This is a genomic window from Jeotgalicoccus coquinae, from assembly GCF_014207425.1.
GTDB lineage: Bacteria > Bacillota > Bacilli > Staphylococcales > Salinicoccaceae > Jeotgalicoccus > Jeotgalicoccus coquinae.
Genome location: NZ_JACHFF010000001.1, coordinates 573060 through 597345, shown reverse-complemented (window position 1 = coordinate 597345; position 24286 = coordinate 573060). Strand labels below are relative to the sequence as shown.

Below are 24286 nucleotides of genomic sequence, written 5' to 3'. Positions count from 1 at the left end.
ACCTACTTTCTCATTTTCCAGTATTTAGTTTGCAGTTTGCCGAAGAATGACTGTTTAAGATTCTTATATCTTTTCTCAACATTCATACGTTTTTCTTTTTCAGCTGCCAATTCTTCCTGCAGCAGTTCGATATCCTTATCGACAATTAAGTCATTTACTTCTTCAGTGTTAGAAGGCTCGATTTCAATATCTGTATCTCTGAACTGGCTTTTCAGACGTTCAACCAGCGCTTTAGTCATTTGACGTTCTTCTGAGACATTCTGAATTAAATCATAAACGACTGTTTCATCAAAAGTATAAGCAGGTTCGTAGTCAGGAAGGTTTTCTTTGTCATATTCCAGCTGACTCATATCCGTCCAGTAATTACCCATTCCTGTTTTAACTTTTGCAAGATTAATATCTCTGAACATATGTACGATAGTAATTGGGTAAATCTTCTTCTCATCAACACGTACTTCACTTGTTAAATTATTAAATTCATATAACTTAAAGTCATCTGTATAGCCTGTTACGTTAATTTTAGCTCTTTCTGAACGCACTAAAGTATCAGAAGAGAACCATCCCTGGAGTCGGTGTTTTTTGAACAGTGCTTCATATTCAATTCCGTCTTTGATCATAATAAATCTGGAATCGAGCATCTGATCTTTAAGCAGGCTTAAATTGTTTTTAGCTACAACGAAAATCTGTTTGCTCTGCTCTTCCATAAATTTTTCCAGATTCAGTCTTACATGCTCGCGCGGCTTCGAATAAACTATTATAGATGTTTTTAACTCAGCCCAGCCGAGTTCGTGACCTTCGTATTCAAGATAATAGTAGTCTTTCTTGTCTACTTTTCTGTGTGCAAGAACACGCATAATCTGTTTCTGATAATCTTTCAGATCTCCGAGCTTTTTCATAGACTGCACTGACTGCAATAAAGGTTTGTTTCCTTTTTCATAAATCCATACGTAATGACTGATATCAAATTCTTTAATATGCCTTAAATATTTATCCAACTTATGTTCCATATTTCCAACCCCGTCTTATGTATTTTAAAATTATAAAAAAGAAACTGCAGACATGTCAGCTATTAACTTTGTCTACAGTTTTTATATTTATATTTAATCTAGAATTTCTGAATATTACCGTAGTTGAAGTATTTAACTTCTTCAAAATTGTTCGGAACAACATTCTTCGTATCAAAAATCACTTTGTCTTTCATCGTATCAAAATCATTGTCCGTTAAAATCTTGAACTCACTGTGATCGCTTAATACTAATACTAATGAAGAATCTTTAACCGCTGTTTTCATATCTTTTTCTACGAAATCCATCTTAACGTGAGGGTCGTAAGTATTCACTTCAAGGCCTTCTTCTTTACGAAGTAATTCATAAATATCAAAAGCCGGTGATTCACGGATATCATCTACGTCACCTTTATAAGTTAAACCGAAAACAGTTACTTTGTTGCCGTTTAGTTTAGCAATCATATCTTTAGTAATACCAACCACATACTCAGGCATAGATACGTTGATTGATCTCGATAACTGAATTAACGGAGATTCTTCCGGCGCTTCAGCAATAATGAAGTACGGGTCTACTGCCAGACAGTGACCGCCAACACCTGGTCCTGGTGTGTGAAGGTTAACACGCGGATGCTTGTTAGCCATTTCAATCACTTCATGTACATTAATATCAAGACGGTTGCAAATCATTGCAAGTTCGTTAGCTAAAGCAATGTTAACATCGCGATACGTGTTTTCCATCAATTTAGACATTTCTGCTGTTTTAGCATTGGTCTCAATCATTTCACCTTGTACAAAAGTACCGTATACTTTCTTACCCGCTTCAACACATGCAGGCGTCATCCCGCCGACAATACGGTTGTTATAAACAAGTTCGTGCATAATCTGACCCGGCAGTACACGCTCAGGACAATGTACTAAGTAAATGTCTTCTCCAATTTTAAACCCTTGCTCTTCAAGGTAAGGTGCCACATGGTCATCCATAGTACGGGGTGCAATTGTTGATTCAACGATTACCGTATCACCTTTTTTAAGTAGTGGAACGATTGACTCAACACCGCTCATTACGATAGAGATGTCTGCTGACTTGTACTCATCGTTTTTGTTTGGTGTAGGTACAGCAATAATGTATGCATCTGCTTCTTCAGCAGTCGTTGATGCTCTGAATTTACCAGTTTCAAGCACTTCTTCCAGTGCATCCTGTAAACCAGGCTCTTCGATGTGGATTTGTCCTCCATTAAGCATATCTACTGCTTCCTGTTTAATATCGACACCAACTACATCTACGCCATGTTTTGCGAACATGATTGAAGTTGGCAGCCCGATATATCCTAATCCGATTGTTGTTAGTTTCACTCTGAAACACCCTACCTTTTCTTAAATAAATTTAATCTGCTTTTCTTAGTATACCAAAACTTTTTACATTAAAAAGGTTAATTTTTTGTAAATAGTGATTTAATTCATGTCTGTCATTCTTTTTCGAACTTATTACAGTGACCGCACTGTCGGCAAGCTCTAAAATCGCTCCATAATTTTCCATACTTTGAAATTCCGGACCGATAAGAAAAATGTGATGATAATAACTTTTCAGCGGGCTCAGTTTTGACAATACATTGTACTGACTGAACTTCTCCATCAGGTCGTTTTCTGTCATATCCTCAACGTGTATAATATCAAGTTTCTCGTATTTTGATTGATTAATTGCTTCACTTAGAAACATGGATGTACTTAAAGTTGTGAACAAATTCGGTTTTGCTTTTGAATGAATGTAACTTTCAATATTTTCGGTACTGCTGCTGTCGAGATTGACGACCAGCACTTTGTCTTTAAGTTCCGTCAGTATATATGCGATATGCATTGCCGCTTCTACTGTTGCCATCCCCTGATCCACTGAAGAGAACAGCGTTTTGTTATTCGGATTATCGTGGTTTTCATTTCTGATGGCAATTGCTGTATCATACAATTTATTTATAACGTCTTCGTTAAAGTCCATTAATCTTTTTTCATTTTCGTTCATCATATCACTCCTAGAAAGTACCCAGTGTTCTTTCTCCAAGATAGTGCTGAATATCTTCTTCAGTACTTATATTTCTGTTATTCAGCGCAATAATTATACCAGCTGCAGCACCGATTAATAATGATATTAAAATTATAATCAGTTTAAGTGCAGTGTTGGGCGTTTCAAACGTATTCAGCCCTGCACTGTCAGCAGTCACTATACCTTCACCGGCAATAATGTCCATTGCCTGAGCATGAATTGAGTTGTAATTTATACCGCTCTCGGTGCCGATAACAAGTTTCAGCATATCAGAGCCAGACTGTCCTTCAACACTTGCTACTCTAATATTATCTGATGCATTATTGACCGTTTCATTTAACTGAATATTTAAATTTGCAATTGAATTTGGTTCCAGACCGCTTTCTAATGTATAATATTCTTCGTACGTTGTACTGGACGGTGGTATGAAGAAATTCACAGCGGTACCAATCACGCCAAATGCTAACACACAGATGATAATATTAATTAAGTTTTTCTTTATAAAATACATCACGCCGACTCCTTATAATTGATTCACTCTGTATTATACTATTAAGACAAAGAAATAGAAAACATTCTAAGAAAAATCTTGAGGTGCAAATTAATGAAAATCGATATTATAGGCAGTACTTTTTCCAGCCGCTTAACGGAATTCAGAAATTTTCCGTATGACGTGAATATTTTTGTTTCAGGACAGAGTTTCCTTTCTCTTCTTTCTAAATCCTATCCCGTTTCTATGAAGGATATAAATACATCTGATATCGTTGAAATTTCTACAGCTCACAGAGATTTAAATAAAGCGAATCTGGCCAAGCTCCAGGAATCCCGTTCAGAAGTATTAATGATAGACCTTTTAAGCGAACTGAATCCGCTTGTAAAATATAACGGTTCATACTTTAACAGAGAATCATTTGAACTTATCGATGAGAAAATAGAATATGAAGACCTGCGTAAAATAGATCAGTTCAAAGCATTGAAAAAACATCTGGACAAAATTATTGAACTGACAAGCTTTTACGAGCAGATCATTCTTCTTAATGTAACACCCGGCAATGAACATGATGATTTTATAAAAGGCATGTATGAATTGCTCTATAACAGTATCGGCAATAAACTGGTCATCAGTGCTGATAATACAAATATAAAAGATATCTTTAATGCTCCTATAGAAGCATACGACAGTATCGTCCAGCAGCTGAGAAAGTTTAATTCCGACAACTATGAAAACCAGCTGCTCTTTGATGAGAAGCTGGAAGATGATATTCTATCTGTTTACATGAACTATATTGAACCGAGACATTACGTCTACGAACTGTATAAAGATGGTCATCCTTATAAAAAGTCTCACAAGACGGACTCCAGATACTGTCAGTTTAAACTCGATGAAGGCGGCAAGTACCGAATCAGAGTCACACCTGACACGGAAAGTGTTAAACCGAGATTTTCACAGACATATGAATATCAGCCTGGAAATATATCAAAAAATGGACATATTGCAGAATATGCAGAAATGCCTGGTAAAACAGGTGAATGGATGCTGCTGTTAATTTTAGCTCATATGAATATTAAGGGCATTGTCGGCAATCCTTACAAATATCCAGAAGGGTTTAAAGATTTGAATGTTTATCAGGAAGAGGAAATGACAGCACCCTATATTAAACGTGAAGAATTAATAGAACTATCGCTGTCATTATTGGAAGATATGCCGAAAAAAGAATTAACCGATTTTGTAAATCAAAACCAGCAGGTTATCACTCAGGCATCTTCAGGCATTCAAAATTATATAAATTTCCTGCAGCAATAAAAAAAGAGCGCACTTTTGTGCAGCTCTTTTTTTTAATTTGCTTTAATATCCAGTTTTTCATAGACTTTCACAAGTTTTTTAAGCAATACTGACCAGTCACGGTTATCCACAACCCACTCGCGTGCGGATTCACCGATTGAATCGTTGTTAAGCACACTGATTACTGTTTTTTCAAATGCTTCCTGATTATCGGCTTCGAAGTACACACCGTTCACCTGATCGATAACCATTTCTTTCAGTGCATTAACATCGCTGACAATAACGCGTTTGCCCATTGCCATTGCTTCATACGTTTTAATCGGTGTTACAAGCTGGCAAACCAGCTTATCCTGACGCGGAAATGGCGCAATATCAATTACAGAGTAATAATCTTTAACCGTCTCAAACGGCACTTTCCCTGTAAAAATAATATCATCGCTTAAGTTCTGATCGAGAACTTTACGCTGCAGCGTGGCACGGTGCTGCCCATCGCCAACTACGAGCAGTTTAAAACGCTGCTTGTATTCACCGGTACTGTTCAGCGCTTCTACAGTATCAATAATCAGTTCAATGCCTTCATAGTTAGTAATCGATCCGATAAAACCTAACACAATACTGTCTTCAAGCTGATAGCGTTCAAGAATATCATTAGATTTCTCAAGAGGTGACAGGACTTCACTGTCTACCCCATTAGGCAGCACTGTAATTTTCTCTGCTTTAATACCTTTTAATATTAAATATTCTCTTAAGCTCTCACTGATTACGATTACTTCATCCGCATACTCACAGCACAATATTTCATATTGTTCCTGCATATTAAAACGGTCCGAATTAAAGAACTCAGGTACTTTTGAAGTCTGCGTATGATGCCACAGACCGCGGACTTCATAAATCGTTTTAATATTCATCTGATTGCCGAGACGAATTGCAGGCAGTGCATTTTGGAAATTTGACGCAGCGTGTATTACCCCCGGTTTTTCTTTCAGCACGATTTTTAATAATTCCTCTTTATAAACATTGAAGTACTTTCTCATCGGTGTACGGTTTGTTAAATACTTATCCGACTTATCTATATAGTAAGTTCGGTAGTCCCCTTCATCCAGCCCCGGTTTAGTGTAATTCTCATGTTCCGGTGACCAGCCGAGTCTGGATGTTGCGACAGGACGGTAGCCGTAATCCCGCACTCTTGAAACGATTTCATTCGTACGGATGGTATAGCCGTTAATAGCAGGCATTGCCTTATTCAGTACGAACAGCACTGTTTTACCGTCATCTTTATAGATAATATCATCAGTCAGCGGTTTAGGCTGCCATTCACTGTGGAAAAGCTCATGCTCTTGTTCCGCCATTAAAAATTCTCCGGGATAGACTCTGGACGGAAACTGCTTTCTCATTTCCTGCAGCATTTTATATCTTTCATCTATGTTCCCCATGACATGATGTGAACGGATTAATGAACGAAGCACATCTGCATTGTTCGGTTTTATATTATATGCTTCCCGTGCATGCTGCAGTGAGGAGGCATACATTTTTAAATTGAACAGATACATTGATAAGTTAATATGTATTTTTAACTGCTTATCCAATGTGTTTGATAATATCAGACTGTTCAGCTTTTCTTTTTGATCTTCAGTTGCATAAAATCTTGCCAATATATAAGTATGATTTTGTTTCCTGGCTGCTGTTTTTTCAAGATAGGAAAATATATAAAACGGCAGCTCATAACGCTTATTCACGCGCTGCAGCTGATTAATTACAGTATTATAAATTCTGGTGCGTTCTCTTGTACTGAAATTGTGATGTACAAACTTATCAGTCATTGAACGGGTCTCTTCATCTATAAAGAGTGTCGCACTGTGAAAGACATTTTCCAGACGCTTATCGGAATTAAACATCTTTTTAATCACTGAATCATTGAAATTTAAATGCCCGTCCAGCACCAGTCTTCTGATACTCATTATATGCTGAGCGTTGAGTGTAACTTCCGGGAGCAGCTTCATGATTTTATTCATGAGCATTTTAGTCCCTTTGCCGAAATGATAATAATTCAGCAGGTTTTGCAGCCGGTCGGATTTCTTGTCATTGGCGCTTAAATTAAAGTCCAGAGTATCCACTGCTATCGGATCTATGTATTTAAAAAGTTTTTCATTGTTATTAATATAATCTACAAATAATTGATTTAAATCATCGAGATTCTGCTCTTTGACAAAGTAATTATTTATAACCAGCACATATCCCAAATCGCGCATATTATCGTCAGTTGCATCTATGGCAGCTTTAATTTCTGAAAATGGTGCATTCGGGTCGATGTCTTCCAGTATCATCGTCCGGTATTGAGACCATGAATACTGATAATATAAATCATCTTTTTCCTGATGATACAGCTCTTCAAGCTGCATTTTATTCTTACTGGTCCGCTCAATCATTTTTTCAATTGATTCATATTGATTGTCTTTCATTAAGTTACGTACTAAGATCAGCTGCTGTTCTTCTGTCAGTTCAGCGAGTACATCATACCCTGAGTCCGCAATGTGTACTACATCATCATAACGCTTCAAATTATAATATAACTTCGTCTTAAAAGGCACGAGAGCCTTATTACGGTCATTCGCTACCATTTCAAGAGAACCCTTGTAATTCTTTTCGTGACGTAAAATAAGCGCCTTTAAATACGCCTCGTAATCATTTTGGAGACGCATGTTGTCTATCAAATCCATCAGTGTTAAATGCTCGGACTTACGCAGAAAGAAACTTAAGCCCGGTTCCTGACCTCCGATTTTCTTCGACAGACTTAATTTCAGAATGTGTCTTGAGACAACCGGCATATTATATTTTAAAGTCACGTATGAAATGATTCCCTGAAGGTATCTCATGAAAATTCTCCTAATGTCTAATCTTAAATGTATGAACCCCAATATTACATATATTCATACTAATTTACCATACCTTTACAAACTAAATATCTGAAACACAATTCCGAACATCATAAACAAAAACAGCAATGTGCCGATTGCGACACTGTTCATATTTATCTTTTCTTTTGGCAGATCCAGATGCTGACTTTCTTCCATCTGAATTCCTACCATTTTATCTTTATACTCAATCTGCTCGTCTTTTGTAAGATTCTTATACTGATTTACAAATTCTGCGTATTTTTTCACAACATCTTTCATTTCACCGAACTGTTTCATTTCGCCGTATTGCACCCAGACTGCCTTATTGCAGAACTGTCTGATCTGTCCCGTTGCATGGGAGACAAAGAAAATCGTCTTGCCTTGCTCCTGGAAGTCGCGCATGCGGTCGATACATTTATTGGCGAAAGTTTCATCTCCGACCGATAATGCTTCATCGACAATTAAAATATCGGGATCAGTATGAATCGCAATGGCAAAACCCAATCTCGACTTCATACCGCTCGAATAGTTTTTAATCGGCTGCTTAATAAATTCACCGAGTTCGCTGAATTTCAAAATATCATCGTAGCGGTCTGCAATCTGCTTTTCACTTAAGCCGTGCATGAGACACTTGATACGGATATTTTCTTCGCCGGTCAGTTCCTGGTTTAGTCCCGCACTGATTGCAATTAAGGAAGTACGTCCATTAATATGAATTTTACCTTTGGACGGGACTGTCGCTTCAGCGATTAAATCTGACAGCGTGGTTTTACCGGAACCGTTTAATCCCAATATACCCACAGAATCCCCTGCATTAACTTCAAAATCGATATCTCTTAAGGCATAAAATGGTTTTGCCTTATAAAGTTTACCGAAAGTCAGCAATGATAATACTTTTGCTATGCGATTTCTATTAATATCATATATTTTAGAGACGTTCTCTACTTTAACTTTATACATAATTATCCACCTTTATAGGTAATCCACCAGTCTGTCTTTATAGCGGTAATGCACCTGTACTCCTATAAAGAACAGGAAGAGCGTAATCGACCAGAAGAAGATATGGTCGGAAACATCACCGTAAAAAGCCGGACCGTCAAATATCAGAGCATATCTGAAGGTCATTAAGAGATAAGCCAGCGGGTTAAACGCCATAATCGTTTCCATTAACGGCGGACGTCCTGCCGGTTCCCAGAAAATCGGTGTAATGAAGAAAAACATTCTCATGACGTTAGCCTGAATATTTTTAAAGTCTCTGATGAGTATATTAACTGACGACATGATTAAACCGATGCTGTATGTAAAAATAATGGTCGCAAACATAAAGTAAAACCAGACCAGGTAATGCAGCGGTTCCGAGTAGCCGTTAACAAGACTGATGACGAGAACAATAACAGACATAATCATAAAAGTAATCACATTATTCGCCATCGACATCGATAACAGCACACTCGACGGGAATTTCATTTTAGTTACAAGTCCTATCTGACTGCTGATAGCGTTGGATGCCGCGTTAATACAGCCGGAAATAAATCCGAATGCAAATATACCCGTAATCAGGTACACAAGGAACGGTACATTCTGAACGTCCCCCCGGTCTCCCCTTAAACCTAAACCGAAGATCACATAGAATACCCCGACCTGTGCTGCCGGCATCAGTATCGCCCACAGTATTCCCAGATAGTGGTTTGCGTACTGCGCTTTTATATTATAGAGACTTAACTTCCATATTAAATGGAGGTTCTCAAAGTTTTCTTTTAGTAATGCAAAGACATTTTTCATTATGTAAGCTCCAATTTGTAAATTCGAAGTTAATTATACGCTTAATTTAAATAAGTGTCACTATCCAATAGCGACACTTATAAATCACATTTCATTATAGTTCTATCATATTCTTCTCAGCGAGTTCCGTCAAAGACATTTCCAATGCATATTTCACATGTTCAATATGCAGTCCGCCCTGAGCGTATACTGTATACGGTGCTCTGATCGGCCCGTCTGCTGATAATTCCAGCGATGCGCCCTGTACAAATGTTCCTGCAGCCATAATTACAGGATTCTGGTATCCCGGAATTAAATCCGGTATCGGCATAAATCTCGCATTCACCGGACTCGCTTTCTGGATCATCTGAGTAAATGTTATCATTTCTTCTTCATTATTAAACGACACGCTCTGAATTAAGTCTGTACGCAGTTCATTATATTTCGGTGACGGTTCCATATTGAGCTGTTCAAAAACATAGCTCATCATTAAAGCTCCGTTAATCGATTCCATCACTGTATGCGGCGCCGTAAAGAAGCCCTGGTACATATCTGTCAGCGCGTTCAGGCTCGCTCCCATCTCTTTGCCCACACCCGGCACTGTTAAGCGGTAGCTGACACGTTCGATCAGTTTTTCATTACCTGCAACGTAGCCGCCCATTTTCGCAATTCCGCCGCCCGGATTTTTAATTAACGATCCCGCCATAATATCCGCACCCGCTTCAAGCGGTTCTCTCTCCTCGGCAAATTCACCGTAGCAGTTATCCACGAATACAATAATATTTGGATGTTTCTCTTTAATTGTTGTAATAATCGCTTCTATTTCACTAATATTCATCGATTTACGCGATGAGTATCCCCGTGAACGCTGAATACCAATAATTTTTGTTTTTTCGTTGATACTGTTTAAAATTCCTTCTGTATCAAACTGATTATCTTTCAAGTCAACCGTATTAAACGTGACACCCATTTCCATCAGGCTGCCCACATCGTCTTTACTGCTGCCGATTACTTTTTCAAGTGTATCGTACGGCTGTCCTGTAATATACAACAGCTCATCACCGTGTTTAAGCAGTGCCAAAAGCGCCAGGCTGATCGCGTGTGTTCCTGAGATAATCTGCGTGCGTACAAGCGCGTCTTCGGCTCTGAACACATCTCTGTATATCTCTTCAAGTTTATCCCGGCCCACATCGTCATAACCGTATCCTGTCGTGCCGCTGAAGTCACTCTCGGTTACCGAGTGTTCCGTAAACGCAGCCATTACTTTTTTGAAGTTTTTATATGCAATATCTTTATTCTTTTTAAAATACGGCTGCAGTACTTCCTCAGCCTCATTCATGATGTTTAAAATCTTCTCTTCATTATTCACGTTCGTCATCCTTATCTACTATGCGTTCTGCAAAATTGCCTGCGGGTTCAAACCCGCTGATTTCAACTGATTCCTCGCCCAGCTCAACTTCTTTAACGATTGTCTGTCTTTTTAATCTGTAAAGCTTATCCTGACGTGCCAGCGGTATCGACGTATTATACGCGTCGAATGTTTTCGCCATAAAATTCTCAATATCCATTAATATATCCTGTGCAGGCATATTCATATTTACAAACTTATGCGGCTTCATCGGCAGCAGGCGTTTCTTGTCGTTTAGATCCGTTTTATTAAACAGAATCAGCTGTGGTATTTCTTTCATATTTAATGAACCGATTAAATCCAGCACCGTATCGTACTGACTGACAATGTCAGGTGCATTATTATCGATTACATGAATGATAAAATCACTGTCCGCTGCCTCTTCCAGTGTCGATTTAAAACTTTCTATTAACGTTGTCGGCAGTTTTTGAATAAACCCCACCGTATCCGATATTATACACTGAAATCCTGACGGCAGGACCATTTCTCTTGTCAGCGGGTCCAATGTTGCAAACAGCTTATCTTCCTGCAGCGTTGCTGCATTCGTCAGCTTGTTGAACAATGTCGACTTCCCTGCGTTCGTATAACCGATCAGTGACACTTTCGTCACCTGGTTCGAACGGCGCTTATCACGATATCTTAAACGGTGTTCTTCCACGACTGCCAGCTGTCTTTTAATATCACTGATGCGTGAATTAATGTGACGGCGGTCCGTTTCAAGTTTCGTCTCACCCGGCCCTCTCGTCCCGATTCCCGCACCCAGTCTCGATAAGTTAATTCCCTGTCCTTTCAGACGCGGCACTAAATATTCAAGCTGTGCCAGCTCCACCTGCAGCTTACCTGCTTTCGACTGTGCACGCAGGCTGAATATATCGAGAATAACCTGGGTACGGTCAATGACACTCGTATCCATTATACTTTCGATTTTACGGTTCTGACTCGCCAGTATTTCATCGTTCACAATACAGTAATCAATATCTTCATACTGCATTCTGACTTCTTCCAAAAATCCGCTTCCCACATAGCTCTTTCTGTCTATCGATGTGCGGTTTTGAATATGCGTGCCGATAATCTCTATTCCTATCGACTCACTGAGCTCTTTCAGCTCTCTGACTTCCGACTCCACATTTTTATTTTGAACAGTGTTCGTCGCAAGAATTATTCCGGTATGTGTCATTTCCATGGCAAACACCTCCATATTCTTTGTTTAATATTACAATATCATGTTTCAACAATATTAATAAGGCTATATTATAATAACGAAATTTATTCCAAGTGACCAGGAAAGGAGGATCATATATGAAAACCACATTTTATGATCTCTCTGCACAGGATGCAGACGGCGACCATATTCAGATGAAGGACCTGGAAGGAAAAGTAATACTTATTGTTAACACAGCCAGTGAGTGCGGCTTTAACAGCCAGCTCCATGAGCTTGAACAACTATACAGAAAGTATCATGATATCGGCCTTGAAATTCTGGCCTTCCCGTCAAATAACTTTATGAACCAGGAACCATGTTCTGCTGCTGAAGCCCGTGAACTATACAGCGATCAGCACGGCGTATCATATACAGTGATGGAAAAAATAGATGTTAAAGGTGAGAACATTCATCCTTTATTTAAATATTTAACAGAAGGCAAATCAGGTTTAATTACCAACTCAATTAAATGGAATTTCACTAAATTTCTCGTTACCCGTGAAGGGAAAGTCGCTAAACGCTACTCTCCCCAAAAATCGCCGCTCGACATTGAGGAAGACGTTAAAAAATATTTAGCAGGTTAAAAAAGAGCCGGACACGATGTCCGGCTCTTTTTTTACGCACGAATAAAAGTACTGATAGCGTGCTTATATATAATTTGAACTTTACCCTCTGAATCAAGCTCAACGACATATTTGTCATAGTCGCTGATTTTCCCCTGCAACTGGAAACCGTTCATTAAAAATACTGTGATTTCCTGTCCTGATTCTTTGTACTCCCCTAAAAACGAATCTTGCAAATTCATTTAATTCTCCCCTTTTGTTTGTAAGAATTGATATATATCTTCAAAGATTATATCTGTGTTTGAATGTGCGATATCATACCAATGTACATCGAGCTGATTGCGAAAAAATGTCAGCTGCCGTTTCGCATACTGACGCGAGTGAGCCTGAATTCGCTCCATCACATCAGATAATGATGCTTCCCCTTTGAAATACGGCAGGAATTCTTTGTAACCGATTGCCTGTCCGGCTGTTTTTGACAGCCCGGCATTCTGCAGTCCGGTTACCTCTTCCACAAGCCCTGTATTAAACATTTCAGCCACCCGTTTGTTAATCCGGTCGTACATCACACTTCTGTCTGCTGTGAGACCTATTAAGAATGTATCATATTCCGGCTTTTGTGTAAACGCTTTCTTTTCTGTTATATCAAGGTTTTCCTTCACAAGCTGACGGATGATTCTCTTCCGGTTATTCGGATGAATTCCGCTGTCCGGCATAATTTTATCGAGTTCAGCAAACAGTGCTTCACCTGACAGCGTTTCATATTCTTTCGTCAGACGTTCGATATCTTCCTGATTTTCATCGTTAAATTCATAACCTTCAATCAGTGCTTTAATATAATGTCCGGTTCCTCCTGCGATTATCGGCAGCTTTCCTCTCGATTCAATGTCTTTAACGAGATGTTCCACCTGTTGCTGGAAGTCCGATACAGAAAAAGTCTCATCCGGATTTAAAATATCGATCATATGATGCGGAATATTATCCATTTCCTCACGACTTATTTTACCTGTGCCGATATCCATTCCTCTGTAAACCTGCATCGAATCCCCGCTGATGATTTCAGCGTTAAATTTTTTTGCTATATCGATCGATAATGCTGTTTTACCGATTGCTGTCGGTCCGACCAATATAAGCAATTTACTTTTCAACATATTGTTCCACCCATTTTACGATATTAGAGTACACGGCACCTCTGTTTTCTTCAAACAGTACTTCATGACGCGCGTTCGGTACGAGTTCCAGCCTGACGTTATCGAACTGACGCTGGAGCCGCCAGTTTAATATTTCACAGTCCCTGCCGAAATGAGAAAACGGATCGTCCATTCCGCCGATTAATAAATAAGGGATATTTCTGTATTTTTTAATGGTTTTTACTGAATCAACCGCACGGATGTTTTTCAGTATTTCAGCTAATGCCCTGACACTCATTTTCTGGCCGGCATGCGGATCTGTGTTGTATTGCAGCACATGATGCTCGTCTGCAGAAAGCCAGCGGTTTTTAACTGAGCCTCTGAAGTTCCCGTCATAACCGAGAAACGTTAACTTGTTAATGAGAACGGATTTTGTACCGGGAATCAGTTTTGACAGCGGTTGAATAAATGCGTTCGCCACTGCATCTGAAAACCTTACTTTGCTCCCAGTACCGACGATAATGCCTGCGTCATATATACTCTCTTCGAGCAGTCTCCGTAAGAGAATCGAGCCCATAGAGTGTCCGAGGCCGATATGCGGTATACCCTGCGGCATGGAAGTGCTGACAATCTTCGCATCCAAGAGCAGCTCGTCAAAAGAGCTGAAATGACCAAGATTGCTTTTTTTCTCATCAGAACCGTGGCCTCTGTGATTATGAATCACACAATGTATATCATTTAAAGCAAGGTACATTAAAAACTCTTTGTATCTGTCCTTATGATCCGCCATGCCGTGGAGCACCTGTATGCTCGCTTTCGGATTTTTTGGAACATAGTGCGTAACTGAAATACTCCTGTCTTTATTTCTCATCGTGCGGTTAAAAATCTTCAATTCAAGCCCCCCTACTTCATAATACGGTTGAACATTTTTTCAATTTCGTACGTTGTCATATGAATAATTACCGGACGGCCGTGCGGACACGTGTACGGTGAAGCACATTTTCCAAGTTCTTCGAGCAGTGCCGCCATCTGGTTTTTATCGAGATAATGATTCGCTTTAATAGACTGTTTGCAGCTCATCATAATCGACATTTCTTCGCGGTACTTATTCACGTCAAAGTAATCCGTCTGAGAGATAAACTCAATTAAATCGTTAATGTCCTCTTCCGGGTTGTTTGCTTTAATCCACGATGGATAACGCGAAACGGTATACTGCTTCATGCCGCTTTTTTCGATATCGAAACCGAGCGACTGCAGTTCAGTGAGTTTTTCATCGATTGTAATGACATCGTCGAAACTGAACTCGAACGTATATGGAATTAACAGCGGAATGCCGTCATCTTCTTTAATGATATTGGCATAAATATATTCGTACTTAATACGCTCCTGTGCTGCATGCTGGTCCATTAAATACATACCGGTTTCGTTCTGCATAATAATATACGTGCCGTGCAGCTGGCCGATAATTTCTAAATACGGCAGCTTCTCTTTTTCAGGCAGCGGTTCATGCCGGACGAACGATGGTGTATCTTTTGGTTTGGCCGGCTGCTCGGCAGGAGTCTGTTTGAATGGATTGGTGTATGTTTGTTTTTGCTGCTGATATTGCTGCGTGTTCTCAGACTGTTGAACCTGCGGTGATTCTTTAAATGTTTCAAGCTGTGTTTGCCTTGCGGGCGGTTCATACGTGTCGATATGTTCTCTGATTTGTTCGTGGCGTTCAGTAAAATCGATTGCTGACTGTTCAGGCTTTTCACTTTTAGGTTTTTTATGTGCCACTTCCGGAATCAGTTCTGTTTCCATCAGCGCTTCTTTAACCGCTGTTTCCATCAGTCTCAGTAATTCCGTTTCTTTCGACAGTTTTACTTCCACTTTTGACGGATGCACGTTTACATCAATCAGTTTCGGGTCCATCTTAATATTTAAAAATGCGAGCGGGTACTTATCTTTCGGCTGCAGCGTATGATAAGCGTTAATAATACTCTCCGATAATTTAAAATGACGGACATGTCTGTTATTGATGCTTAAATTAATATAGTTGCGATTGCTCCGTGTGACTTCCGGTCTCACGATATAGCCGTCGATTGTGTAGTCCGGGCTTGCTGCATTCACTGCGAGCGTATTGGCCGATACCTGAATGCCGTAAAGAATGTTAATCACTTCTTTTAAGTTGCCGTTGCCTGTCGTTTTAAAGCGGTCTTTGCCGTCAAAGACAAGGCGGAAGCTGACTTCCGGATAATTCAATGCCATCCGCTGCATAATATCGATAATCTTACCCGCTTCAGTGCGCAGATTTTTTATATATTTTAAGCGTGCCGGTGTATTAAAGAACAAGTCTTCAATTTCAATAATTGTCCCGCGGCGTTCATGCCAGACCGTATCCTCATCGTATTTCCCGCCGCTGTACACAATTTTGAACGGTGTTGAATTATCCCGCATACTTTCAAGCGTCACTTTCGATACTGCCCCGATACTGGCCAGCGCTTCGCCGCGGAAACCGAGTGAACGTATTTCAAACAGTTCGTATGCTGTATCTATTTTACTCGTCGCATGTCTTTCAAATAACAGCGTGCGGTCCTCATAATCGATGCCATGGCCGTTATCGACTACTTTAATCGACTCCATGCCGCTGTTTTTGATAAATACTTCAATAACAGTAGATCCGGCGTCGAGCGAGTTTTCTACAATCTCCTTGACGATTGAACTCGGACGCTCGACCACTTCGCCTGCTGCGATTTTATTTTGTATATGGGCGGGCATTACGTGAATCTGTCCCATTTTTATCCCTCCCCGCGTGCTTTGTTCACTAAACCGTGCAATGTATTCATCGCCTCCATCGGCGTCATATTATTTAAATCAAGCGATGTTAATTCGGTTAATAGTTTTTTATCGTTTTTAGATACCGTTTCACTGTCATCAAGCGGAAGTTCCAGCTGGAAGATATCATCCTGATGCCCTGGTTCCGGCTTATGTTTCCGGTTTTCGAATGAGCTTAAATACTCTCCCGCGAGTTCTGTTACACGGTCCGGCAGTTCCGCCAGTTTCGCCACATGAATGCCGTAACTCTTTTCTACTGCACCCGGTTTTACTTTGTGCAGGAAGACGAGTTTGCCGTCGTATTCTGTCGCTTTAACGTGAACGTTCTGCAGTCCTGACAGCGTATCTTCGAGATTCGTCAGTTCATGATAGTGCGTTGAAAACAGCGTCTTCGCACCGATTTCTTCATGGATGTACACAAGCATGGCCTGTGCAAGCGCCATGCCGTCGTATGTGCTCGTCCCGCGGCCAATCTCATCAAATATTAACAGCGAGTCTTTTGTAGCGTGCTGCAGTGCGTTATTTGCTTCCATCATTTCAATCATGAATGTCGATTTACCGCTGGATAAGTCATCGCTCGCACCGATACGTGTATAAATCGCGTCGAATACCGGCAGTGTGGCACTTGCCGCAGGAACTCTCATACCCATCTGAGCCATGATGATAATTAATGCCACCTGACGCATGTACGTTGATTTACCGGACATGTTGGGTCCTGTAATCAGATAAATAAAATTATCTTCAGTCATTGTTAAGTCGTTCGGTACATACGTGTTTTCATTCAGCATGCGTTCAACAATCGGATGACGCGCATCGATAAGCTCGATTGACTTATCGTTTGAAAACTCAGGTGTCGTCAGATGATAGTCGTTTGACACAAGCGCAAATGAAATCAGCGTATCAAGTGTTGAAATCTGTTCCGCCGTACGCTGCAGACGCGTAATATAATCCATCATGTCCGTACGGAGTTCCGTAAACATATTGAACTCGAGCTTAATGCTGTCGTCTTCTGCTGTCAGTATCCGGCTTTCCATTTCTTTTAATTCCGGCGTGATAAAACGCTCAGCGTTTGTGAGTGTCTGTTTACGGTTGTACTCAAACTTTTCCGCATCGAAGTTCATCGCCTGAACTTTGGAAATTTCGAGGTAATAGCCGAACACTTTATTGAAGCCGATCTTCAGGTTTTTAATGCCTGTACGTTCTTTCTCAGTTTCGAGATAGTTATTAAGCCATGTACGTGCATTCGTACTGATGTCTCTTAAATTATCGAGTTCATCGTTGACGCCGTCTTTGAAAATCTTTCCTTCGCGGATTGTTTTCGGCGGTGTATCTGTTAACACGACGAGCCGGTCGTAAGCATCTTCCAGACTGTCGAAGTTTTGGAATGTTTTGTTGTCCGTCAGTTTTAGTGAGTCAAGGACTGATTTTAATTCCGGCAGTCCGCGCAGCGAGTCGCGCAGCTGACCCAGGTCTTTAACATCCACGTTGTTGAAAGCAAGACGGCCGACTAAACGTTCGATATCGTATACATCATTTAATATGTCTGACAGCTGCTGACGCTCGGTAAAGTTATCGATTAAAGTCGTGACTATGTTTTGACGGTTTTCAATTTCCTTCTTTGATACGAGCGGACGCTCGATCAGTTTTCTGAGCTGGCGTTTACCCATCGGTGTTTCCGTACGGTTTAAATACCAGAACAGTGAACCTTTAACTTTTTTCGTCTGAATATTTTCTAAGAGCTCAAGGTTCGAAATGGCCGCATAGTTTAATTTCATAAATGTATTGATACGGTGTTTTTCAACCGTTTTTAAATGTTTCAGTTCCTGCATGTTCTGCTTCCGGATATAATTTAACAGCAGGTTGATTGCGTGATGCTCATCGACATCATCTTCATAGTCGTAATCTGCCGGATCTGCCGCTTCAAATACTGTATACAGCGGCGGATCATTATAAATACGGTGAATAATATGCTCGCTCTCTGCATTCGTTACGAGTTCGCGGGCACCGAGTGTTTCGATTTCACTTTTCAGTTCCGTTTCGTCACCCGTTGAAAATGCAAAAATTTCACCGGTTGAAATATCCGCGTAGCTGACTTCTGTTCTCCCGTCAGTTTCATGGACTGCGAGAATAAAGTTGCTCGCCCCGTCATCCATACCGAAATCATCGATTAATGTCCCCGGCGTTATGACACGGACCACTTCTCTTCTGACCATGCCTTTTGTCTGTGTGGGATCTTCCATCTGCTCACAGATTGCCACTTTAAATCCATTATCGATCAGTTTTGCTATATAATTGCGCGCAGAATGATATGGCACGCCGCACATCGGTATCGGATCTTTGCTTTTATCGCGTGAAGTTAATGTAATTTCGAGCACTTTTGCAGCTGTGACTGCATCGTCGTAAAACAGCTCGTAAAAATCTCCCAGTCTGAATAAAAGTAAGCTGTCCGGATGATTATCTTTAATTGAAAAATACTGCTTCATCATCGGTGTTGGTTCCCGCATTTTAACACTTCCTAAATTAATCTTGTCGTATTATTATAACACGCGTGCACGCTTATATCCGCAGTAAGACCCCGTGTTTTTCCAATTGTTTCAGGATGATGAAAGACAGCAGCGCGCCGATAAAACTCGACACGAGAAACGCTGCAGCGACGATGGTGAATATATTTTGATCGAGTTCCAGTACGATGATGAGCGGGTACAGGCTGAGCGCACCGATAACACCGGTGCCGAGCACCTCACCCGCTGCTGCGAGCGAAAGTTTTTTAGTGTATTTGTAAAGAAGCCATGCCGCGAGCGCGCCGATCATGCTGCCGGGATAAGCGAACACAGTCCCCGTGCCGAATAACACTCTGATTGTAGACGAGATAAACGCCTGGACAATGACCCAGGGGCCGGTTAATACGGCACCAAGTACATTGATGAGATGCTGCATCGGCGCAGCGCGGATAATACCGATCGGGATTGTAACGACAGTGCTCAGAATAACGTTTAAAGCGACGAAAGCTGCAGTGAGGGTCATGTTTTTAGTGAGTTTGTTGATGGTGGTTCCTCCTTAAATTTGGGTTGGGTTTTTGGCACTGGCCGCTCATTGGGACAAATAGCGATTATCGTCTCAATGTGAGCCGTACAATGGGACGAACGATGTTTATCAATCCAATGTGGGAGTTTCGTTAGGACAATTAGATTTATTTGTCTCAATGTGGAGACTACAATGAGATGGAGAACTTTTATCGTCTCAATGAGCGATGTCCAACTAAATATGAATATAAAAAAGGTGCTGAAATACTCTGATAACAAGAGATTTCAACACCATTTAATATGTAGCTGTGCTTATTTGAACTGATCCGGATCGCGGTTCGGTTTGTTGCGGATTGCAGCACCTGTTTCGCCCTGCATAAGGTCTCCGCCTGTAGATTCGATAATTTCACTTGTTACAGTCGAACTGATTGCATGTGAAACCATCTGTAGAAGTTCGTTAACGCCTGCCTGTGATTCTTTGAACTGGTCAACAAGCGGCATTTCGTCCAATTCCTGTTCGATTTTAGCAAGTTTTTCTTCCGTCATTTTGTAAGCACGTTCCTTACCGTAGTTCTGGAAGTTTACTGCCTGCTGCTGAAGACTTTTCAGACTTGCCATTTTTTCACGGATTTCCTGATTCTCATGAATCTTAGCTTCCGCTTTTTTAAAGAATTCGACCTGGTCTGTTTCAGACATCATTTTGCCGAGCTTTTTAGCTTCTTCTATTATTTCGTCCTTTGTATACATTCGAAGTTCCACCTTTTAGTTGATATATATCATTCATTATATATGAAAGCTCTCATTTATTAAATGTAAATCTCCTGATTCGTTTGTCAAAGTACAAAAATGCACACTCTTACCCCTGGAGTGTGCATAACGAATCTATGCCACTTCCCTACGCTGGCATAATCCAGATCAGGTATTAAGAGTATTTCTCAGCCCCTTAAGGGCACCTCCAGTGGTGTGCTTTATTTAATTGATTCTATCTTAACGCAGTCGTGTACAGATGTAAAACCGCACCTGACTCCTCTTTGGAATCCGGGTGCGGCTTTAATTTTACTGATTCACCATATCGTAGTATTTGCCGCGGTGTGCAAGCAGTTCTTCTTCCGTACCCGCTTCAAGCAGTTCTCCCTGCCCGAGCACGAATATCCGGTCCACGGCTTTTATCGTGTTGAGTCTGTGGGCGATAATAATACTCGTCCGCCCTTTCATTAAGCGTTCCAGCGATTCCTGAATTTTTAATTCGGTAATCGTATCGATGCTCGATGTTGCTTCGTCAAGCAGCAGAATGGCCGGGTCGGTAATTAATGCTCTCGCAATTGAAATCAGCTGTTTCTGTCCCTGCGAGATAAAGCCCTCATCCAGATCCAGTACAGTATCGTACCCCTGTTCAAGCGTCATAATAAAGTCGTGTGCATTTGCTACTTTCGCAGCTTCCACTACTTCATCGTCCGTTGCATCCATTCTGCCGTAGCGGATGTTTTCACGGATTGTCGCTTCAAACAGATACGGATCCTGCAGCACGAATGCTGTCTGTGAACGGATATTGGTACGCGAGTAGTCCTTAATGTTTTCCCCGTCGACAAGAATACGTCCTTTATCTGTTTCGTAGAATCTGGCGAGGAGCTGCATGACTGTCGTCTTGCCTGCCCCCGTCGCACCGATCAGCGCGACTGATTCACCCGGTTTTACATCGAATGACAGATTTTTAATCGTCGGGTTTTTTTGTTCTTTACTGTATGAAAATGTGACATCATCGAATTCAATGTGCCCTGTTATTACCTTGTCAGTAATTTTTCCTTCGTTTGATTCTGACGGTGTATCGAGAATCTGGAAGACACGTTCCGCCCCTGCGATGGCTGAAAGCACCTGGTTTAACTGGTTCGATAAATCCGCAAGCGGGCGCGTAAACTGGCGGGCATATTCCGCAAAGACAACGATAATACCGACAGTCACTACACCGTTCGTTGTCAGTGCGAGAATACCCCCTGCACCGGCAACAATCGTAAATGAAACGTTGTTCAGCATATTCATGATTTTGGGAATGAATCCCGAGTACAGGTTCGCCCAGAACGTCACTTCTCTTAAGTTTCTCGCACGGCTTTCAAAGTTTTTTACCGCACGGTCTTCCTGAGAGAACACTTTAACGATTTCCTGTCCCGAAACTATCTCCTCAATGTAACCGTTCAGCTCACCCGTACGGCGCTGACGCATTTTAAACAGCGGACCGGTACGGTTTGTAATAAAACGGACACTGACAATCAGGATCGGAATAATCAGCGCTGTCAGGAATGTTAACAGCGGGCTTAAATAAAGCATGACCGAAAACGTACCGATCAGCGTGACGATACTCGTCGTAAATTGAATGAACGATGAGTTCATCGTCTGGGATAATGTTTCAATATCGTTCGTCATCCGGCTCATTAATTCACCGTGCTGACGTTTATCGTAAAATGTGACAGGCAGTTCCTGCATATGTTCAAACAGGTGATGCCTTAAGTTGTATATTGTGCGCTGTGACAGTCCGACCATCAGGTAAGCCTGAATAAATGTCGTCGCCGACAGCAGGACATATGATGCGAGCAGAATCATCAGTATGCGGAACAGTCCGTCGAGCTCACGCGGGATAAAGTAATTATCCACGATGCGTCCGACTAAAAACGGTCCGACAATGCTGAGGAGACTCGTTACAACTACGAGTGAAATTATAAGGTATAATCTCTTTCGTTCACCGCGCATAAACTGCCAGATTCGTTTTAAAGTCTGCCCCATATTATCCGCTTTGTTTTTGTTTGAACGTTTGTTCTTTCCGATATCTTCTTTTGATATAAGAGGCTCGTGCCCAAACGGCCGTGCAAAAAAGTTAGTCATCGAGATGGCCCCCTTTTTTCTGCGATTCGTAGATTTCTCTGTACAGTGATGATGTCCGGAGCAGCTCATCATGGGTCCCTAGAGCGGAAATCATACCATCGTCCAGCAGCAGTACCCGGCCCGCCTGTTCAGCAGTCGATATCTTCTGCGTAATAACTATACGTGTTACGTTTTCGCCTTCCAGTGCATCCCATAAATTGTTTTCAGTTTTGACATCGAGTGCCGATGTTGAATCATCCAATATGAGAATTGACGGTTTTCTCACCAGTGCACGCGCAATTGACAGACGCTGCTTCTGACCGCCGGATAATGTCACACCCATCTGACCGACCGGTGTTTCATACGTATCATCAAAATTCATAATATTATCATGTATCTGCGCTTTTTCAGAAGACATAAACACATCATCTTCCTCAGCGTGCAGATTGCCCCACAGCAGGTTTTCATAAATACTGCCGGTAAATAAAATCGCACGCTGCGGCACGTAGCCGATCGTCTGTCTGAGTTCCGCTGTGTGCCAGTCCAGCACGTTTTTGCCGTTAACAATCACGTTACCGTCTGTCGCATCATACATATTCGGTATCAGACTGATTAAAGAACTCTTGCCTGAACCGGTGCCGCCCATAATGACGAAGTTTTCATTATCGTGAATTTCAAATGAAATATCCTTCAGCACATAGCGTCCCGTGTTCGGATATTTAAACGATACGTTTTCAAATTTAACCGTACCTGCACTGTCAGCTGCCTCAAACGTTTCTTTCTCTTCAACAGCAATTGGTGCATGAAGTATTTCACTGATACGGTCACTCGAAGCTTTCGCTCTTGATGAAGCGATGATCAGAAACGCAAACATCGAGAATCCGCCCTGCATACGGAGTGCGTAGTTAATGACGGCTACAATTTCACCGACCGCAACTTCATTCGTCTGAAGCAGGTCTGAAGCTACCCACAATACGAGCAGCAGACTGCCGTTCATAATCAGGAGCAGTACTGGAAGTATCGATTCCATCAGTCTTAAGGCAAATATTGTATCGTCGCGCAGTCTGGCTGCGACTTTTCCAAACTTCCCGGTTTCGTAGCCCCCCGTGTCATTGGCTTTTATCAGTCTGACCGCTTCTAAATTCTGTTGAATGAAACGGTTAATTCTGTCGAGCCAGTGCTGTACCCGGAGGAATATTTCCGCCCCTTTTTTCGATGCGAAAAACAGAAATATTGCGAGAATCGGTGTCAGCAGCGATAAATACAAACCAAGCGTCGGATTGACAAGGAATGACATAACGAGCGATCCGATAACGAGCAGCGGTGCACGGAGCAGTATGCGCAAACTCATGAAAAGCAGCATTTCTGTCTGCAGCACATCCTGCGTCATCCGGGTAATCAGACTGGACGTCGAAAAACGCGATAACGTCGCAAGCGTGAAATGCTGTACCCGGGTGAAAATTGCCATCCTGAGATCATAACCGAACATGTTCGTTAAATGACTTGTAAAGTATGTATTAAATATCCCTGCAAGGAGTGCAATCAGCGATATCCCGAACATGACCAGCAGGTAGAAAATTACATTGTCGATACTGTTAATCATAATTCCGTTGTCGATAATCTGCTGGATGAACAGCGGCTGAATCAGCTCGACAGACAGTTCGATAAACATAAAAAATAAGGCAATAAAAATCATCCATTTGTACTTCATGGCATAGCGGTAAACTGTAATCATTGTGAACCCATCCTTTGTTTCTGTGACGTGAATGCCGGATTGCTGCAAATTCCCCTGAATAATATTCTTTCGAAATCCGA

At 41.2% G+C, this 24286-nt stretch carries 20 protein-coding genes and 1 riboswitch; of the genes, 2 read left to right on the top strand and 18 right to left on the bottom strand.

Annotation, left to right across the window (positions count from 1 at the left end; translation table 11 throughout):
* Positions 1–2: 2 nt before the first annotated feature.
* From HNR41_RS02945 to HNR41_RS02930, 4 genes are all read right to left on the bottom strand, one after another.
* On the bottom strand, positions 3–1007 hold the full coding sequence (locus tag HNR41_RS02945; RefSeq protein ID WP_184281585.1) for an SH3-like domain-containing protein: 1005 nt from the start codon (positions 1005–1007) through the stop codon (positions 3–5).
* 98 nt (positions 1008–1105) lie between these two features.
* Positions 1106–2359: a nucleotide sugar dehydrogenase gene (locus HNR41_RS02940; protein ID WP_184281583.1), complete on the bottom strand. Its 1254-nt coding sequence runs from the start codon at positions 2357–2359 to the stop codon at positions 1106–1108.
* Positions 2360–2390: 31 nt separating this feature from the next.
* Positions 2391–3020, bottom strand: coding sequence for a ParA family protein (locus tag HNR41_RS02935; RefSeq protein ID WP_186100385.1), 630 nt, complete (start codon positions 3018–3020; stop codon positions 2391–2393).
* A gap of 10 nt (positions 3021–3030) precedes the next feature.
* Positions 3031–3552 carry a hypothetical protein gene (locus HNR41_RS02930; RefSeq protein WP_184281579.1) on the bottom strand — a complete coding sequence of 174 codons (522 nt, stop codon included), beginning with the start codon at positions 3550–3552 and terminating at the stop codon, positions 3031–3033.
* 225 nt (positions 3553–3777) lie between these two features.
* On the opposite strand from HNR41_RS02930, the gene HNR41_RS02925 reads away from it, so the two are divergent.
* Positions 3778–4845 carry a hypothetical protein gene (locus tag HNR41_RS02925; protein WP_221432838.1) on the top strand — a complete coding sequence of 356 codons (1068 nt, stop codon included), beginning with the start codon at positions 3778–3780 and terminating at the stop codon, positions 4843–4845.
* Positions 4846–4877: 32 nt separating this feature from the next.
* Here HNR41_RS02925 and HNR41_RS02920 read toward each other — a convergent pair whose 3' ends face one another.
* The 5 genes from HNR41_RS02920 to hflX all read right to left on the bottom strand — a co-directional run bounded on the left by HNR41_RS02920 (position 4878) and on the right by hflX (position 12070).
* The gene (locus tag HNR41_RS02920) at positions 4878–7697 is read right to left on the bottom strand and encodes a glycosyltransferase family 4 protein (protein ID WP_184281575.1); all 2820 of its coding nucleotides are present in this window, start codon (positions 7695–7697) and stop codon (positions 4878–4880) included.
* A gap of 75 nt (positions 7698–7772) precedes the next feature.
* Entirely contained in the window at positions 7773–8681 is a 909-nt protein-coding gene (locus HNR41_RS02915; RefSeq protein WP_184282845.1) for an ABC transporter ATP-binding protein, read from the bottom strand.
* Between the two features lie 9 nt (positions 8682–8690).
* Positions 8691–9500: an ABC transporter permease gene (locus HNR41_RS02910; RefSeq protein ID WP_184281573.1), complete on the bottom strand. Its 810-nt coding sequence runs from the start codon at positions 9498–9500 to the stop codon at positions 8691–8693.
* 94 nt (positions 9501–9594) lie between these two features.
* Entirely contained in the window at positions 9595–10857 is a 1263-nt protein-coding gene (locus HNR41_RS02905; protein WP_184281572.1) for a methionine gamma-lyase family protein, read from the bottom strand.
* A complete protein-coding gene (gene hflX, locus HNR41_RS02900) occupies positions 10841–12070 on the bottom strand; it encodes a GTPase HflX (protein WP_184281569.1) in 1230 nt (409 codons plus the stop codon). The genes HNR41_RS02905 and hflX overlap by 17 nt, the downstream gene beginning before the upstream one ends.
* 116 nt (positions 12071–12186) lie before the next feature.
* On the opposite strand from hflX, the gene HNR41_RS02895 reads away from it, so the two are divergent.
* Positions 12187–12672: a glutathione peroxidase gene (locus tag HNR41_RS02895; protein WP_184281567.1), complete on the top strand. Its 486-nt coding sequence runs from the start codon at positions 12187–12189 to the stop codon at positions 12670–12672.
* 32 nt (positions 12673–12704) lie between these two features.
* Here the strand turns inward: HNR41_RS02895 and hfq are convergent, their stop codons facing one another.
* The 9 genes from hfq to HNR41_RS02850 form a co-directional block, all read right to left on the bottom strand.
* A complete protein-coding gene (hfq, locus tag HNR41_RS02890; RefSeq protein ID WP_184281564.1) occupies positions 12705–12893 on the bottom strand; it encodes an RNA chaperone Hfq in 189 nt (62 codons plus the stop codon).
* Positions 12894–13802, bottom strand: coding sequence for a tRNA (adenosine(37)-N6)-dimethylallyltransferase MiaA (gene miaA, locus HNR41_RS02885; protein WP_184281562.1), 909 nt, complete (start codon positions 13800–13802; stop codon positions 12894–12896). It abuts the gene before it with no gap.
* Entirely contained in the window at positions 13789–14673 is an 885-nt protein-coding gene (locus HNR41_RS02880) for an alpha/beta fold hydrolase (RefSeq protein WP_184281543.1), read from the bottom strand. The genes miaA and HNR41_RS02880 overlap by 14 nt, the downstream gene beginning before the upstream one ends.
* Positions 14674–14684: 11 nt before the next feature.
* Entirely contained in the window at positions 14685–16556 is a 1872-nt protein-coding gene (mutL, locus tag HNR41_RS02875; RefSeq protein ID WP_184281541.1) for a DNA mismatch repair endonuclease MutL, read from the bottom strand.
* Between the two features lie 2 nt (positions 16557–16558).
* Positions 16559–19099, bottom strand: coding sequence for a DNA mismatch repair protein MutS (gene mutS, locus HNR41_RS02870; protein WP_184281539.1), 2541 nt, complete (start codon positions 19097–19099; stop codon positions 16559–16561).
* 52 nt (positions 19100–19151) lie between these two features.
* Complete coding sequence (thiW, locus tag HNR41_RS02865) at positions 19152–19619, bottom strand: energy coupling factor transporter S component ThiW (RefSeq protein WP_184281537.1); 468 nt, start codon at positions 19617–19619, stop codon at positions 19152–19154.
* Positions 19620–19930: 311 nt separating this feature from the next.
* Positions 19931–20365: a YlbF/YmcA family competence regulator gene (locus HNR41_RS02860; RefSeq protein ID WP_184281535.1), complete on the bottom strand. Its 435-nt coding sequence runs from the start codon at positions 20363–20365 to the stop codon at positions 19931–19933.
* A gap of 128 nt (positions 20366–20493) precedes the next feature.
* Positions 20494–20585: riboswitch (TPP riboswitch) on the bottom strand.
* An 89-nt stretch (positions 20586–20674) separates the two neighbouring features.
* Positions 20675–22492 (bottom strand): ABC transporter ATP-binding protein, encoded by a 1818-nt coding sequence (locus tag HNR41_RS02855; RefSeq protein WP_184281533.1) that lies wholly within the window; start codon positions 22490–22492, stop codon positions 20675–20677.
* Entirely contained in the window at positions 22485–24206 is a 1722-nt protein-coding gene (locus HNR41_RS02850) for an ABC transporter ATP-binding protein (RefSeq protein ID WP_184281531.1), read from the bottom strand. The genes HNR41_RS02855 and HNR41_RS02850 overlap by 8 nt, the downstream gene beginning before the upstream one ends.
* Positions 24207–24286: the final 80 nt, after the last annotated feature.

Coding starts and splice junctions, on each gene's coding strand:
- HNR41_RS02945 (WP_184281585.1), bottom strand. CDS start 1,007: ATGGAACATAAGTTGGATAAATATTTAAGGCATATTAAAGAATTTGAT.
- HNR41_RS02935 (WP_186100385.1), bottom strand. CDS start 3,020: ATGAACGAAAATGAAAAAAGATTAATGGACTTTAACGAAGACGTTATA.
- HNR41_RS02930 (WP_184281579.1), bottom strand. CDS start 3,552: ATGTATTTTATAAAGAAAAACTTAATTAATATTATCATCTGTGTGTTA.
- HNR41_RS02925 (WP_221432838.1), top strand. CDS start 3,778: ATGAAGGATATAAATACATCTGATATCGTTGAAATTTCTACAGCTCAC.
- HNR41_RS02920 (WP_184281575.1), bottom strand. CDS start 7,697: ATGAGATACCTTCAGGGAATCATTTCATACGTGACTTTAAAATATAAT.
- HNR41_RS02910 (WP_184281573.1), bottom strand. CDS start 9,500: ATGAAAAATGTCTTTGCATTACTAAAAGAAAACTTTGAGAACCTCCAT.
- HNR41_RS02905 (WP_184281572.1), bottom strand. CDS start 10,857: ATGACGAACGTGAATAATGAAGAGAAGATTTTAAACATCATGAATGAG.
- hflX (WP_184281569.1), bottom strand. CDS start 12,070: ATGGAAATGACACATACCGGAATAATTCTTGCGACGAACACTGTTCAA.
- HNR41_RS02895 (WP_184281567.1), top strand. CDS start 12,187: ATGAAAACCACATTTTATGATCTCTCTGCACAGGATGCAGACGGCGAC.
- hfq (WP_184281564.1), bottom strand. CDS start 12,893: ATGAATTTGCAAGATTCGTTTTTAGGGGAGTACAAAGAATCAGGACAG.
- miaA (WP_184281562.1), bottom strand. CDS start 13,802: ATGTTGAAAAGTAAATTGCTTATATTGGTCGGACCGACAGCAATCGGT.
- mutL (WP_184281541.1), bottom strand. CDS start 16,556: ATGGGACAGATTCACGTAATGCCCGCCCATATACAAAATAAAATCGCA.
- mutS (WP_184281539.1), bottom strand. CDS start 19,099: ATGCGGGAACCAACACCGATGATGAAGCAGTATTTTTCAATTAAAGAT.
- thiW (WP_184281537.1), bottom strand. CDS start 19,619: ATGACCCTCACTGCAGCTTTCGTCGCTTTAAACGTTATTCTGAGCACT.
- HNR41_RS02860 (WP_184281535.1), bottom strand. CDS start 20,365: ATGTATACAAAGGACGAAATAATAGAAGAAGCTAAAAAGCTCGGCAAA.
- HNR41_RS02855 (WP_184281533.1), bottom strand. CDS start 22,492: ATGACTAACTTTTTTGCACGGCCGTTTGGGCACGAGCCTCTTATATCA.
- HNR41_RS02850 (WP_184281531.1), bottom strand. CDS start 24,206: ATGATTACAGTTTACCGCTATGCCATGAAGTACAAATGGATGATTTTT.